Source organism: Bradyrhizobium sp. IAR9 (genome assembly GCF_013408065.1).
GTDB lineage: Bacteria > Pseudomonadota > Alphaproteobacteria > Rhizobiales > Xanthobacteraceae > Bradyrhizobium.
In genome coordinates, this window is the sequence record NZ_JACBZW010000025.1 from 42,756 (window position 1) to 56,245 (window position 13,490).

12 protein-coding genes are annotated in these 13,490 nt (G+C 65.9%); 9 read left to right on the top strand and 3 right to left on the bottom strand.

Annotation, left to right across the window (positions count from 1 at the left end; translation table 11 throughout):
• The first annotated feature begins 226 nt into the window (after positions 1-226).
• The 5 genes from GGD67_RS38415 to GGD67_RS38435 all read left to right on the top strand — a co-directional run bounded on the left by GGD67_RS38415 (position 227) and on the right by GGD67_RS38435 (position 4,835).
• Positions 227-2,050 carry an ABC transporter ATP-binding protein gene (locus GGD67_RS38415; RefSeq protein WP_179740148.1) on the top strand — a complete coding sequence of 608 codons (1,824 nt, stop codon included), beginning with the start codon at positions 227-229 and terminating at the stop codon, positions 2,048-2,050.
• Between the two features lie 82 nt (positions 2,051-2,132).
• Entirely contained in the window at positions 2,133-2,312 is a 180-nt protein-coding gene (locus tag GGD67_RS38420; RefSeq protein WP_018316853.1) for a DUF4089 domain-containing protein, read from the top strand.
• Between the two features lie 7 nt (positions 2,313-2,319).
• The gene (locus GGD67_RS38425) at positions 2,320-3,714 is read left to right on the top strand and encodes an AtzE family amidohydrolase (protein WP_179740150.1); all 1,395 of its coding nucleotides are present in this window, start codon (positions 2,320-2,322) and stop codon (positions 3,712-3,714) included.
• Between the two features lies 1 nt (position 3,715).
• Positions 3,716-4,108, top strand: coding sequence for an oxalurate catabolism protein HpxZ (hpxZ, locus tag GGD67_RS38430; protein WP_179740152.1), 393 nt, complete (start codon positions 3,716-3,718; stop codon positions 4,106-4,108).
• A 4-nt stretch (positions 4,109-4,112) separates the two neighbouring features.
• Positions 4,113-4,835, top strand: coding sequence for a GntR family transcriptional regulator (locus GGD67_RS38435; protein ID WP_179740154.1), 723 nt, complete (start codon positions 4,113-4,115; stop codon positions 4,833-4,835).
• 110 nt (positions 4,836-4,945) lie between these two features.
• Here GGD67_RS38435 and atzF read toward each other — a convergent pair whose 3' ends face one another.
• Positions 4,946-6,763: an allophanate hydrolase gene (gene atzF, locus GGD67_RS38440; RefSeq protein ID WP_246784483.1), complete on the bottom strand. Its 1,818-nt coding sequence runs from the start codon at positions 6,761-6,763 to the stop codon at positions 4,946-4,948.
• A 194-nt stretch (positions 6,764-6,957) separates the two neighbouring features.
• Positions 6,958-7,452, bottom strand: a complete 495-nt coding sequence (locus tag GGD67_RS38445; protein ID WP_179740156.1) for a MarR family winged helix-turn-helix transcriptional regulator — start codon at positions 7,450-7,452, stop codon at positions 6,958-6,960.
• Between the two features lie 151 nt (positions 7,453-7,603).
• On the opposite strand from GGD67_RS38445, the gene GGD67_RS38450 reads away from it, so the two are divergent.
• Positions 7,604-9,454, top strand: a complete 1,851-nt coding sequence (locus GGD67_RS38450) for a feruloyl-CoA synthase (RefSeq protein ID WP_179740158.1) — start codon at positions 7,604-7,606, stop codon at positions 9,452-9,454.
• A gap of 390 nt (positions 9,455-9,844) precedes the next feature.
• Here GGD67_RS38450 and GGD67_RS38455 read toward each other — a convergent pair whose 3' ends face one another.
• Positions 9,845-10,351 carry a MarR family winged helix-turn-helix transcriptional regulator gene (locus GGD67_RS38455; RefSeq protein ID WP_179740160.1) on the bottom strand — a complete coding sequence of 169 codons (507 nt, stop codon included), beginning with the start codon at positions 10,349-10,351 and terminating at the stop codon, positions 9,845-9,847.
• An 83-nt stretch (positions 10,352-10,434) separates the two neighbouring features.
• Between GGD67_RS38455 and GGD67_RS38460 the strand changes: the two genes are divergently transcribed.
• Genes GGD67_RS38460 through GGD67_RS38470 form a run of 3 tightly spaced genes read left to right on the top strand, consistent with a single transcriptional unit; the run spans position 10,435 to position 13,259 of the window.
• Positions 10,435-11,655, top strand: a complete 1,221-nt coding sequence (locus tag GGD67_RS38460; protein WP_179740162.1) for a cytochrome P450 — start codon at positions 10,435-10,437, stop codon at positions 11,653-11,655.
• A 12-nt stretch (positions 11,656-11,667) separates the two neighbouring features.
• Complete coding sequence (locus GGD67_RS38465) at positions 11,668-11,991, top strand: 2Fe-2S iron-sulfur cluster-binding protein (protein ID WP_018316861.1); 324 nt, start codon at positions 11,668-11,670, stop codon at positions 11,989-11,991.
• Positions 11,992-12,047: 56 nt separating this feature from the next.
• Positions 12,048-13,259 (top strand): ABC transporter substrate-binding protein, encoded by a 1,212-nt coding sequence (locus GGD67_RS38470; protein ID WP_179740164.1) that lies wholly within the window; start codon positions 12,048-12,050, stop codon positions 13,257-13,259.
• Positions 13,260-13,490 lie beyond the last annotated feature (231 nt).

The following is a 13,490-nucleotide window of genomic DNA, read 5'->3' on the forward strand; positions in this document are numbered from 1 at the left end:
TCTCATTCCCTCCCCCCTTGTGGGGGAGGGGAAGGGAGGGGGGTAGCCACGAACTCCGACTTCGCTTGGAGCCACCCCTCTCCCCAACCCTCCCCCACAAGGGGGGAGGGAGCGAGAGGCCGGTGCCTGCCTCACGCGTAAATCTACGTCAAAAATTCCCCAACGAATCCAACCTCTTTCTACTGTGCATGGGGTTGTTTTCGCGTTTTTTGATCGGCAGGCGCGCATGACCGCCCAGCCGCTGCTCGATGTCCAGGACCTCACCGTCGAATTCACCACCCGCCGCGGCATCGTCAAGGCCGTACAGCACGTCAATATTTCCGTCGCCAAGGGCGAGACGCTCGCCATCGTCGGTGAATCAGGCTCCGGCAAGTCGGTGACGTCCTATGCGGTGATGCGCATCCTCGACCGCGCGGGGCGGATCGCCGAGGGCTCGGTGATGTTCTCCGGCATCGACGTGAAGGCTGCGACCGAAGACCAGATGCGCGACCTGCGCGGCCGCGAAGTCTCGATGATCTTCCAGAACCCACGCGCGGCGCTGAACCCGATCCGGAAAGTCGGCGACCAGATCGAGGACGTGCTGCGCACTCATGTGCAGCAGGCCCAGGTCAAGGATCACGGCGAGAAGGCGATCGAGGCGCTGGAGCAGGTCAAGATCGCCCGTCCGCGCGAGCGCTACCACGCCTATCCATTCGAGCTCTCGGGCGGCATGTGCCAGCGCGTCGTCATCGCGCTCGCGCTCGCCTGCAATCCGCAGCTGCTGATCGCGGACGAGCCGACCACCGGCCTTGATGTGACCACGCAGAAGACGGTGATGGATCTGATCGTGGAGCTGACCAAGCGCCGCGCGATGTCGACCATCCTGATCACCCACGATCTCGGCCTCGCCGCCGCCTATTGCGACCGCGTCGTGGTGATGGAGAAGGGCCGCGTGGTCGAGACCGCCAAGGCCGCCGACATTTTTGCGAACCCACAACACCCCTACACCAAGAAGCTGATGCGCGCGACGCCGCGGCTGGGTGTGTCGTTGCGTGATCTGCTGCCTGAAGAGGACGCCGCTTCCTTCGCCTCTCCCCGCACGCGGGGAGAGGCCGACGCGCACAGCGCGGCGGGTGAGGGGGACTCTCCCAGCACCGTGCTCGCGGAAGCAGCCCCTCACCCCAACCCTCTCCCCGTGAAGGACGGGGAGAGGGAGCAGACCAGCGCAAGTGGCAAACCCCTCCTCCTCGTCGAAAAGCTCGTCAAGGAATACCCGGGCCAGGGTGCCACCGCGACGCTCGGAAAGCTGTTCGGCCGCAAGCCGCCGCTGGAGCCTGACGTGTTCCGCGCCGTCGACGGCATCAGCTTTTCGATCGGCCATGGCGAGAGCGTCGGCCTCGTCGGCGAGTCCGGCTGCGGCAAGTCGACCACGTCGATGATGGTGATGCGGCTCCTGGACCAGACCTCCGGCCTGATCCAGTTCGACGGCGAGGACATCGGCGCCATCCAGCCTGCGTCCTTCGCCCGACTGCCGCAGCGCAGCCGCATCCAGATGGTGTTCCAGGATCCGACCGACAGCCTCAACCCGCGCTTCACCGCAGCGCGCGCCATCGCCGACCCGATCATGCAATTGAGCGACATCAGGGGCCGCGATGCGCTTCGCGCCCGCTGCGAGGAGCTGGCGACCATGGTCGGCCTGCCGCACAACCTGCTCGACCGCTTCCCGCATCAATTGTCCGGCGGCCAGAAGGCGCGCGTCGGCATCGCCCGCGCCATTGCGCTGCATCCAAAACTGGTCATCCTGGATGAGCCGACGGCGGCGCTGGACGTCTCTGTGCAGGCTGTCGTTCTGAACCTGCTTCAGGATCTCAAGGCGCGGCTAGGTATGAGCTATCTGTTCGTCTCGCATGATTTGAACGTAGTGCGCTTGCTGTGCGATCGTGTCATTGTGATGCGGACCGGTCGAATCGTCGAAGAGGGCTCTTCCGAGCAGGTCCTCAGCGATCCGCAGGACGACTACACCAAGGAGCTGCTGACGGCGATTCCGCATCCGCCGTTGCAGGTACACTAGAGCATGATCCGGAAAAGTGCGCAGCGGTTTTCCGAAAAGATCATGCTCAAATAACAACCTAGAGAGATAGTTTGGGAGCGTGATGGCCGAGCCGCTGGACGACTATATCGACGCCGTATCGAAAGCGCTGGCGCTGCCGGTCGAGGAGGCCTGGAGGCCGGCGGTGCGCGCCAACCTCGAAGTCTCGCTGCGGCTCGCCCGCCTGGTCGACGAATTCGCGTTGCCGGACGAGACCGAGCCGGCACCGATTTTCACGGCGTGATGCTGCCATGACCAGCAAGCCAGAGATGACGGCCGCCGAAATCGCGAGTGCAGTCGCGGGCCGCAGGATGTCCGCGCTCGATGCCACGGAAGCCGCGCTGTCGCGCATCAAGCAGCACGACGGCATCCTCAATTCCTTCACCGACGTCACCGCCGATCGCGCTCGTGCGAAGGCGCGTGCCATCGACGCCGACATCGCCGCCGGCAAGGAAGTCGGCCCGCTCGCCGGCGTGCCCTTCGCGGTGAAGAACCTGTTTGACGTCGCCGGCCTTTCGACGCGCGCGGGCTCGAAGATCAACCGGGACCTCGCGCCCGCTAAACGCGACGCCACGCTGATCGAGCGCATGGAAGCGGCCGGCGCCGTGCTGGTCGGTGCGCTCAACATGGGCGAATACGCCTACGACTTCACCGGCGAGAACGTCCATGACGGTCCCTCGCGCAATCCGCATGACACCACGCGAATGACCGGCGGCTCCTCCGGCGGCTCGGGCAGCGCCGTCGGCGGCGCGCTGGTGCCGATCGCGCTCGGCTCGGACACCAACGGCTCGATCCGCGTGCCGTCCTCGTTTTGCGGCATTTTTGGTTTGAAGCCGACCTATGGCCGGCTGTCGCGGGCGCGCTCGTTCCCGTTCGTCGCGAGCCTCGATCATCTCGGCCCGTTCGCGCGCTCGGCCGCCGATCTCGCGCTCGCCTATGACGCGATGCAGGGCCCGGACGCGGAGGACAGCGCCTGCACGACGCGCGGTCTGGAGCCGACGCTGCCGCTGATCGCCAACCCGGTCTCGGATCTGCGCATCGCCATCGCCGGCGGGTATTTCCAGAAGAACGTGTTTCCGGAAGCGGTCGAGGCCGTCAGCCGCGTCGCCAAGGCGCTTGGCGCAACGAAGGTGATCGATATCCCGGAAGCCGCGCGCGCCCGCGCGGCAGCCTATGTCATCACCACCACCGAAGGCGCTTCGCTGCATCTCGACCGCCTGCGCAAGCGGCCGGACGATTTCGATCCGGCCGTACGCGACCGGCTGATCGCGGGCGCGATGGTGCCGGCGCCGATGGTCGATCGGGCGCAAAAATTCCGCCGCTGGTATCGAGCCCAGCTCGCCGAGATCTTCAAGTCGGTCGACGTGCTGCTCGCGCCGGCGACGCCTTGCACCGCGCCAAAGCTCGGCCAGGTGAATTTCAACCTAGACGGCGTCGAGCTGCCGGTGCGCGCCAATATCGGCATCCACACCCAGCCGATCTCCTTCATCGGCCTGCCGGTGGTCGCCGTCCCGGTGCCGCTCGAGCCGCTGCCGATCGGCGTGCAGATCATCGCGGCGCCCTGGCGCGAGGACATTGCGCTCCGCGTCGCCTACGCCCTGGAAAAGATGGGCGTCGCCGCAGCGCCCGCGCCGAGAGGACTCTGACATGGAGATCGATCTCCCCGATGTGATCGCGGAAGTCAAAGCCGCGTTCGATCGCTATGAGCAGGCCCTCGTCAGCAACGATGTCGCCGTGCTCGGCGAGCTCTTCCGCAACGATCCCCGCACGCTGCGTTACGGCATCGGCGAGAATCTCTATGGTTATGAGGCGATCAGCGGTTTCCGCGCCGGCCGCTCGCCGGTCGGCCTGAACCGCCGCACCGCAAAGACCGTCATCTCCAGCTACGGCCGCGACACGGCCGTGGCCTCCACTTTGTTCTATCGCGACACCGCGCCCGGCAAGGTCGGCCGGCAGATGCAGACCTGGATTCGCTTCCCGGAGGGCTGGCGCGTCGTCGCTGCCCATGTCAGCATCATCGACGAGCCGAAAGAGACCTGACCGTATGACGCTTGAGGATCTTCCGCAGGGAGCACTGCCGGCCGAGCCGGTGGTGCCGCGCGTCGACCGCGCCTCGCCATCGGTGCTGAAGGTCACGCGCGCAGAGGAGTTGCGGCTGCAGCTCGCCGACGAGATCGTGCGCGGCACCCTGGCCCCCGGTGCACCCTTGGACGAGACCGACATCGCGCGCCGCTTCAGCGTCTCGCGCACGCCGGTGCGCGAAGCCTTGCGTCAGCTCGTGGCCAGCGGCCTCGTCGAAGCGCGTGCCCATCGCGGCGCGGTGGTGGCGCAGCCCTCGATCGAGCGTCTGACGAGCATGTTCGAGGCGATGGCCGAGCTCGAGGCGCTGTGCGCCGGGCTCGCCGCCGAGCGCATGTCCGCGGCCGAGCGCCATGGCCTGGAGGCCATCCACGAGGAGCTGCGGGTGCTGAGCTACACCGGCAATCCCGATCGCTTCCACGAGGTCAACGAACGCTTCCACAACGCGATCTATGCGGGATCGCAGAACGGCTACATCGCCGAGATCACGCTGGCGACGCGCGTGCGGGTGCAGCCGTTCCGCCGCGCCCAGTTCCGCAACCTCGGCCGTCTCGCCAAATCGCAAGCCGAGCACGACCGCGTCGTCGTCGCCATCATGCGCGGCGACAAGCAGGGCGCTGCCGCCGCGATGCGCGCGCATATCGAATTGGTGCGCGGGGAGTACGAGATTTACGCGGTGTCGGTGTAGCGCCGCACGATCGGTGCCGTAGGGTGGGCAAAGGCGCAAAGCGCCGTGCCCACGGTTTTTCAGGAAGGTCGGGATCGTGGGCACGCTTCGCTTTGCCCACCCTACGAGACCTACTTTGTCGCAGCTTCCTTCATATACGCGCGCCATCCCCCATACGCGGTGATGTCGCGCGCGTCACCCAGCACTTCGGGCTCGACGAGAAACCCTTTTACGCTGCGCCCGTCCGCCAGCCGCACCGTGCCGATCGCCATCGGCGAAGGAATCGCATTGACGAACTTGCCGAAGGCGGATGGCGACAGCGACCAGATCTCCAGCGCGATCGATGCGCCCTTGCCGGCTTCCACGCGCAGCATGCCGGGCTTCGGCGGCGTGGTCTTGAGCGCGTAGAGCTTGTAGTCGGGCGCGGTTCTTGTCGCCTCGATCAGCTTTGCATCCAGCGCCTTCAATTCGCCGTTGAGCACCATGCCGGATAGATGTGCGCCGACCACGGCGATGGGGATCTCGTCGCCGCTGCTTGCCGGCAGCGACGGCAGCGGCGCTGGCGCCGCGCCCTTCGCGCCGAGGCTCAGCTTGGTATCGGCATGGAAGACGCGGCCGATGCTCGCGAGCCGCGCGTCATGTCCCGCGGGCGCCAGCAGCGTGATGCCGAACGGAATGCCGTCAGCGCGCATCGATGCCGGCACGGCGAGGCCGCAGAGGTCGAGCAGATTGACGAAATTGGTATAAGTGCCGAGCCGGCTGTTGAGCTCGATCGGATTGGCCAGCACCTGCGCGGTCGTATAGGCCGTCGGCGCCGTCGGCAGCACCAGCGCGTCGATATTGGCAAACGTGCGCTCGGCGATCTTGCGCAGGCCCTGCAAGCGATAGAGCGCCGAGAACGTCTCCGCAGCGGTGAGCCGCGCGCCGGCCGCGGTGATCTCGCGCGTTACGGGATGGATCGCATCCGGCGCGGACGCCAGCAGATCCTTGATCACGAGATAACGCTCGGCGACCCAGGGGCCCTCGTAGAGCAGCCGCGCCGTCTCGTAGAACGGCTCGAGATCGAACTCGACGAGCCTGGCTCCAAGCGCAGTCCAGCGCTTCAGCGCATCGGCGTAGGCGGTTTCCGCCTTCTTGTCGCCGAAGAAGATCAGTTGTCCGTTGCGCGGCACGCCGAGGCGCAAGCCTGCCGGGAACGGCGTGAGCGCGCCCAGTGGCCGGTCGCGCGAGAACGGATCGGCCGGGTCCGGCCCCGCCATCACGGAGAGCGCGAGCGCAGCATCATCCACCGTCAAGGCGAACACTGAGATGCAGTCCAGCGTGCGGCAGGCCGGCACGAGGCCCGCGTTCGAGATCATGCCGAGGCTCGGCTTCAGCCCGACGATGTTGTTGAGCATCGCCGGCACGCGGCCGGAGCCGGCCGTGTCGGTCCCCAGCGACAGCGGTACGAGCCCCGCGCCGACCGCCACAGCGGAGCCCGAACTGGAGCCGCCGGGAATGAGATCGTCGCGGATCGAATTTTTGGGAATGCCGTAAGGCGAGCGCACGCCGACGAGGCCGGTGGCGAACTGGTCGAGATTGGTCTTGCCGATGATGATCGCGCCGGCCGCACGCAGCCGCGCCACCGCAGTCGAGTCATGCGTCGGCGTGGTGGAGAAGGCCGGGCAGGCCGCCGTGGTCGGAAAGCCCAGCGCGTCGATATTGTCCTTCACCGCAACGGGCACGCCGTAGAGTGGCAGGTTGGCGGCGTCCTTCGGAGCAAGCCCCTCGGCCTCGGCGATCGCATCCTTCTCGTCGCGCAGGCTGATGAAGATGGCGGGGTCATTGTGGTCGCGGATGCGCTGATAGGTCCGCGCGATCGTCTGCGCCGGCGTCAGCGTGCCCGCGCGATGCGCGGCCACAATCGCGGCGATCGTTTCAGGCTGCTCAGCCCCCATTTCAGCCCTCATGGCGACAAAAACTCCGGCAACTGCTTCATCCGGAGTGAAGCAAGCGATGTGCCATTGTGTACATTAACCGGGCAGGAATGCTGCTGCGGATATTATCCGTGTGATCAGTGGCTTGGGGGATATTTCGACAGGCGAGCGGGCAGCGATGTCAGCGCCCTGTGACGGGCATCTGCTCAAATCATGGGCAGTCGAGATCAGGTGAAGCCGGCGAGGATCCGCAGCAGCTGCGCCCGGTTTTCCTTGCCGATCTTCTCTTCGACATGTCGCTCGTGCTCGGCCGCAAGCCGCTTGAATTTCGCCAGCGCCGTCTCGCCCTGGGTCGTCAGATGCAGCGCGTGGGAGCGACGGTCCGCCTTCGATTTGACCCGCTTCACCAGCTTGCGCTGCTCGAGGCTGTCGAGCAGGTGCACCAGCCGGGCGCGCTCGATGCCGAGGCGCTTTGCCACCGCCATCTGCGACAGGCCCGGATTGGCGCCGATCACCGTCAGCACCGAATATTGCGTCGGCCGGATGTCGACATCGCCGAGCGTCCTGATGAAGTCCTGAAAGATCCAGATCTGGAAGCGCCGCACCGCATAGCCGGCGTGCCCGACCAGCGCGTCGAGGCCGACATCGTCGGCGATATCGCGCGGCGCCGCGCCGTTGCCGGCGCGCTTGCGTGCGGAAGTCTGGGCTGCGGTGGCTGTCAATCGCGTCTCCTGCCGCACCTGTTGTAGCGTCTCTGTTGCCCGGGCGAAAGATTGTTGTTGACGACAACAATTGTCATGCCAAACATTATGGCCAAGGCAGCCCGGAACGAGGCTGCGGCCGATCCCGGGGGCCGGGCGGAGGAGGAAACACATGACAGTCGCGCCACACGGCGACGCTGCGAGCCTGTTCGCAACACCCAGAACCGTCGCCAAGCATCGCGCCGACGGCAGCATCGTGCTGCGCTCGCCCGAACCGTTGCGCGATGGCGCGCGCTGTATCGGCGACTGGCTGGAGCAATGGGCGCGGCAAACGCCTGACACGATCTTCCTTGCCGAGCGCGGCCACGTCGATGCACCCTGGACCACCGTCACCTATGGGCAGGCGCTGCGACAGGTGCGTGCGGCGGCGTCCTGGATTCTGGCGCAGGGCCTCAGCGCAGAGCGCCCGCTCGCGATCCTCTCCGACAACAGCATCGACCACGCGCTGCTCGCGTTGGCCGCCCAGCATGTCGGCGTGCCCTCGGCCGCGATCTCGCCGGCCTATTCGCTGATGTCGAAAGACTTTGACAAGCTCAAGAGCATGATCGCGCTGCTCGAGCCGGGCGCGATCTATGTCTCCGCCACGAAACCATTTGCGGCAGCGCTGGCGGCGATCAAGCCGCTGCACAAGGCGCAGATCATCAGCGGGAACGCTGACGATGTCGGTGCGCTCGCGTTCCACACCATCGCCGCGACGCCCGAAACGCCCGACGTCGCAACGGCGTTCGCCGCGGTGACGCCGGATACGATCGCAAAACTCCTGTTCACCTCGGGGTCAACAGGTGCGCCCAAGGCCGTCATCAATACCCAACGCATGCTGACCTCGAGCCAGCAGGCCAAGGCGCAGACCTGGACCTTCCTCGAACAAAGCCGCGGCGACCTCGTCATCCTCGACTGGCTACCCTGGAGCCACACTTTCGGCGCCAACCACAATTTCAATCTCGTGCTGCGCAATGGCGGCTCGCTCTATATCGACGGCGGCAAGCCGGCGCCGGGGCTGTTTGCGACGTCGCTCGCCAATCTGAAAAGCGTGATGCCGACGGTCTATTTCAACGTGCCGCGCGGCTTCGACATGCTGATCGCGGCACTGCGCGGCGACGAGGAATTGCGCCGCCGCTTCTTCAGCGAGGTGAAGTTCGCCTTCTATGCCGGCGCGGCACTGCCGCAGAATCTCTGGGATGCGCTCGAAGACCTCTCGATCAGGACCGTGGGCCGCGCGATGCCGATGGTTTCGGCCTGGGGCTCGACCGAGACGTCGCCGCTGGCGGCCGACTGCCATTTCCTCGCGGAGCGCTCCGGCAATATCGGTGTCCCCATTCCCGGCACCGAGCTGAAGCTCGTCCCTTCCGGCGACAAGCTGGAGGTGCGGGTGCGCGGTCCCAACGTCACGCCGGGCTATTGGAAGGCGCCGGAGCTGACGAAGCAGGCCTTTGATGAAGAGGGTTTTTATCTCATCGGCGATGCGGTGAAGCTTGCCGATCACGCGCGGCCGGAGCGCGGACTGTTCTTCGACGGCCGCGTCGCCGAGGATTTCAAGCTCAATTCCGGCACCTGGGTCAGCGTCGGCACCCTGCGTGTCGCCGGCATCGCCGCGCTGGCACCGCTGGCGCAGGACATCGTCGTCGCAGGTCATGGCGGCGACGAGGTGCGCTTTCTGGTGTTCCCGAACATCGCGGCCTGCCGTGCCCATGCCGGCTTGGGCGAGACGGCGGATCTGCACGAGGTGCTCGCGCATGACAAGGTCAGGAGCGCGATCGCACACGGCCTGGCGAAACTCAGGCAGCAGGGCCCCAACTCCTCCGGCCACGCCACGCGCGCGCTGCTTCTCGCCGAGACGCCATCGGTCGATGGCGGCGAGATCACCGATAAGGGCTACATCAACCAGCGCGCCGTGCTGACGCGCCGCGCCGATGCGGTGGCGCGGTTGAATGATGATGCGTCGGCGGAGTGGATCGGGCTGTAGCTGGCCGCGTTTCCCTCTCCCTTGTGGGAGAGGGTGGCACGCCGCGCAGCGGCGAGACGGGTGAGGGGTTCTCTCCGGGTCTCACACTGCCACGTGTAGTCGCGGAGACAACCCCTCATCCGGCGCTTCGCGCCACCTTCTCCCACAAGCAAGGGGAGAAGGAAGCAAGCGAGACCTCTCACCCATAGGCCAGTGACCCTGCCGCAATATATTGCTGATTCTTTTGTTGCCTAAGCAACTAATTTATGCGAACCGTTCCAGAGAGCGATGACGGCGGGAAACCTGCCGCGTCTGATCCTGGAGGAAACGATGCTCGGCCCGAACGGTGCCGTCGGCAAAGGCTGGCGCATGCCTGGACGTGACGGAGGAGGGTGCCGGAAGCGCGCCCCGTCAGGTCTCGGTGCCGCCGGTGACCGCGCCGAGATTCTCGTGCAGCCGGCGGAGCAGGCCGATCAGCACCTCGCGCTCGTCCTTGTTGAGGCAGGACAACAGTCGCCGCTCGCGTTCGAGCGCCGCGGCGATCACCTTGTCATGGGTGGCGCGGCCCCTCGCCGTCAGGGAAATCGAATGGGTGCGGCCGTCGTTCGGGTCGGTGCGGATCGAGATCAGCCCGCGCTTCTCGAGGCCCGCCAGCGTCCGGCTCACGGGCCCCTTGTCGAAGCCGATGACGTGACAGATGCGCGAGGCCGGAATGCCGGGCTCGATCGCCAGCAGCGACATGACCCGCCATTCCGTGACGTTGACGCCGAACTCGCGCTGATAGAATGCGGTCGCGCTGTTCGAGAGCTTGTTGGCGATGAAGGTGACGAAGGCCGGGACGTAACGCTCGAGATCGAGCGTCGGTCCCGACTCTGCGGGCGTAGGCTTGTGGCGGGGTCTGGTCGAAGGCGCAGGCATGTCGGCGTTCTGTCTCGCGGTGAGGCCACCGACCTAAAGGCATGCGCCGCGCTTTCACAAGATCAAAATGAGAGAGGTCTCCCATGACCGCATCCGGCACCCCTGCATCGACAGGCTCTGTGGCCGTCCCGCATCTCGACGTCGATCCCTTCGACATGAATTTTTTCGCCGACCCGTATCCGACGCATCACCGGCTGCGGGAGGCCGGTCCGGTGGTCTATCTCGACAAGTGGAACGTCTATGGCGTGGCGCGCTATGCCGAGGTCCATGCGGTACTGAACGATCCCGCGACCTTCTGCTCCAGCCGCGGCGTCGGCCTGTCCGACTTCAAGAAGGAGACGCCGTGGCGGCCGCCGAGCCTGATCCTCGAGGCCGATCCGCCTGCGCACACCCGCACCCGCGCCGTGCTGTCGAAGGTGCTGTCGCCGACCGTGATGAAGCAGGTGCGCGATCGCTTTGCCGCCGCGGCGGAGGAGCGCGTGAACGCACTGCTGGACAAGCGCAGCTTCGATGCGATCACCGATCTCGCCGAGGCTTATCCGCTCTCGATCTTTCCGGATGCGCTGGGCCTGAAGGCGGAGGGGCGCGAGCATCTGATTCCCTACGCGAGCGTCGTGTTCAACGCGTTCGGCCCGCCCAACCAGTTGCGCCAGGAGGCGATCGCGCGCTCGACGCCGCACCAGGCCTATGTCGCCGAGCAATGCCAGCGCGACAACCTCGCGCCCGGTGGCTTCGGTGCCTGTATCCACGCCCGCGTCGACGCCGGCGAGATCACGGCGACCGAGGCGCCGTTGCTGGTGCGTTCGCTGCTGTCGGCCGGTCTCGATACCACCGTCAACGGCATCGGTGCTGCCGTCTATTGCCTCGCGCGCTTCCCCGACCAGTGGCAGCGCCTGCGCGCTGATCTGACGCTGGCGCGCAACGCCTTCGAGGAGGCTGTGCGGTTCGAAAGCCCGGTGCAGACCTTCTTCCGCACCACCACGCGGGAGGTCGAGCTCTCAGGTGCGACGATCGGCGAGGGCGAGAAAGTGCTGATGTTCCTCGCCGCCGCCAATCGCGATCCCAGACGCTGGGACGAGCCTGATAGTTACGACATCACCCGCCGCACCTCCGGTCATGTCGGCTTCGGCTCGGGCATCCACATGTGCGTCGGCCAACTCGTTGCCCGCCTCGAAGGTGAGGTGATGCTGACGGCGCTGGCCCGGCGCATCGCGAAGATCGAGATCACGGGCGAGCCGAAGCGTCGCTTCAACAACACGCTGCGCGGGCTCGACAGCCTGCCCGTCACCATCACCCCGGCTTGACCAGGAGCTTTGATGCCCGCCATCACTTTCATCCATCCCGACGGCAAGTCCGACCGCCTCGAGACCGCGGACGGCGAGAGCGCCATGCAGGCGGCGACCCGACACGGTCTCGACGGCATTCTGGCCGAGTGCGGCGGCAACGCCATGTGCGCGACCTGTCACGTCTATGTCGACGAGAGCTGGCTCGTGCGGCTTCCCGCGGTGGCTGACGACGAGGACGCGCTGCTCGACGGCACAGCGAGCGAGCGGCTGCCCAACAGCCGGCTGTCATGCCAGATCAAGATCACTCCGGAGCTCGACGGGCTCGTGGTGAAGCTGCCGGAGCGGCAGGTCTGAGTCTCGACGCGCCGGCAACGACCGGCGCGGCAAACTATCAAACAGGGGAGGGAACGATGAAACATCTGAAATGGACGCTTGCGCTGGCCGCGAGCCTGGTGACGGGCGCGGCGAGCGCCGAGATCTCGGACAATGTCGTGCGCGTCGGCGTGCTCAACGACATCTCCGGCATCTTCCAGGATACCAACGGCATGGGCTCGGTGGAAGCGGCGCGCATGGCCGCGGAGGATTTCAACGGGGGTGGCAAGAACATCAAGGTCGAGATCGTCTATGCCGACCACCAGAACAAGGCCGATGTCGGCAATGCCATTGCGCGCAAATGGCTCGATGTCGAGGGCGTCGATGCCATTGTCGACGTGCCGAACTCGGCCGTAGGCCTCTCCATCAACACGCTGCTGCGCGACAGCCGCATGACCTTTCTGGCGTCGTCGACCGCAAGCTCGGATCTCACCGGCAAGGCCTGCTCGCCCAACACCATTCAGTGGGTCAACGACACCTGGGCCACCGGCAACACCACCGCGGCCGCGATGATGTCGCGCGGCGGCAAGGACTGGTATTTCCTGACCGTCGACTACGCGCTCGGCAAGGGCATCGAGGCGGAGGCGCAGAAATATATCGAGGCCCATGGCGGGAAGGTGACCGGCTCTTCCAAGCACCCGCTCGGCACCTCCGACTTCGCCTCCTTCCTGTTGCAGGCGCAGAGCTCGAAGGCTCAGGTGATCGGCCTTGCCAATGCCGGTGGTGACACCATCAACGCGGTGAAGCAGGCCGCCGAGTTCGGCATCCAGCAGAGCGGCCAGAAGCTCGTCGCCTTCCTGCTCTTCATCAACGACGTCCACGGCATGGGCATCAAGGTCGCGCAGGGCCTGCAGCTCATAGAAGCCTTCTACTGGGACATGAACGATGACACCCGCGCCTTTGCCAAACGTTTCGCCGCGCGGCCGGGCATGAACGGCAAGATGCCGAGCGGCAACCAGGCCGGCGTCTATGCCTCGACGCTCGCTTATCTCAACGCGGTTGCCGCGACCGGCAGCGACAATGCCAAGGACGCCGTGCCCGAGATGAAGAAGTTCAGGGGCAAGGACAAACTGTTCGGCGACACCACCATCCGCCAGGACGGCCGCGTCGTGCACCCGATGTACTTGTTTGAGGTGAAGAAGCCGGAGGAGTCGAAATACCCGTACGATTATTACAAGCTGGTCTCGACGATTCCCGCGGAGCAGGCGTTTCGGCCGCTGGCGGAGGGTGGATGCGAGCTGGTGAAGTGAATTTAGCGAAGGGCACCGCTGCACCCTCTCCCCTTGTGGGAGAGGGTGGCTTCGCAAAGCGAAGCCGGGTGAGGGGTCTCTCTCTTCACGAGCGGCCGTGCGAGTGGACACATACCCCTCATCCGGCGCTTCGCGCCACCTTCTCCCACAAGGGGCCTGTTGCGTTATCGGTCTTGGAGGCTGAGGACATGAGGAGAGAGGGGCGCGGTCACGGCAATTGCCAGCGAGGTC

Bases quoted from the DNA above. Each gene is read 5' to 3' on its own strand.
- GGD67_RS38415 (WP_179740148.1), top strand. From the start codon at position 227: ATGACCGCCCAGCCGCTGCTCGATGTCCAGGACCTCACCGTCGAATTC.
- GGD67_RS38420 (WP_018316853.1), top strand. From the start codon at position 2,133: ATGGCCGAGCCGCTGGACGACTATATCGACGCCGTATCGAAAGCGCTG.
- GGD67_RS38425 (WP_179740150.1), top strand. From the start codon at position 2,320: ATGACCAGCAAGCCAGAGATGACGGCCGCCGAAATCGCGAGTGCAGTC.
- hpxZ (WP_179740152.1), top strand. From the start codon at position 3,716: ATGGAGATCGATCTCCCCGATGTGATCGCGGAAGTCAAAGCCGCGTTC.
- GGD67_RS38435 (WP_179740154.1), top strand. From the start codon at position 4,113: ATGACGCTTGAGGATCTTCCGCAGGGAGCACTGCCGGCCGAGCCGGTG.
- atzF (WP_246784483.1), bottom strand. From the start codon at position 6,763: ATGAGGGCTGAAATGGGGGCTGAGCAGCCTGAAACGATCGCCGCGATT.
- GGD67_RS38450 (WP_179740158.1), top strand. From the start codon at position 7,604: ATGACAGTCGCGCCACACGGCGACGCTGCGAGCCTGTTCGCAACACCC.
- GGD67_RS38455 (WP_179740160.1), bottom strand. From the start codon at position 10,351: ATGCCTGCGCCTTCGACCAGACCCCGCCACAAGCCTACGCCCGCAGAG.
- GGD67_RS38460 (WP_179740162.1), top strand. From the start codon at position 10,435: ATGACCGCATCCGGCACCCCTGCATCGACAGGCTCTGTGGCCGTCCCG.
- GGD67_RS38465 (WP_018316861.1), top strand. From the start codon at position 11,668: ATGCCCGCCATCACTTTCATCCATCCCGACGGCAAGTCCGACCGCCTC.
- GGD67_RS38470 (WP_179740164.1), top strand. From the start codon at position 12,048: ATGAAACATCTGAAATGGACGCTTGCGCTGGCCGCGAGCCTGGTGACG.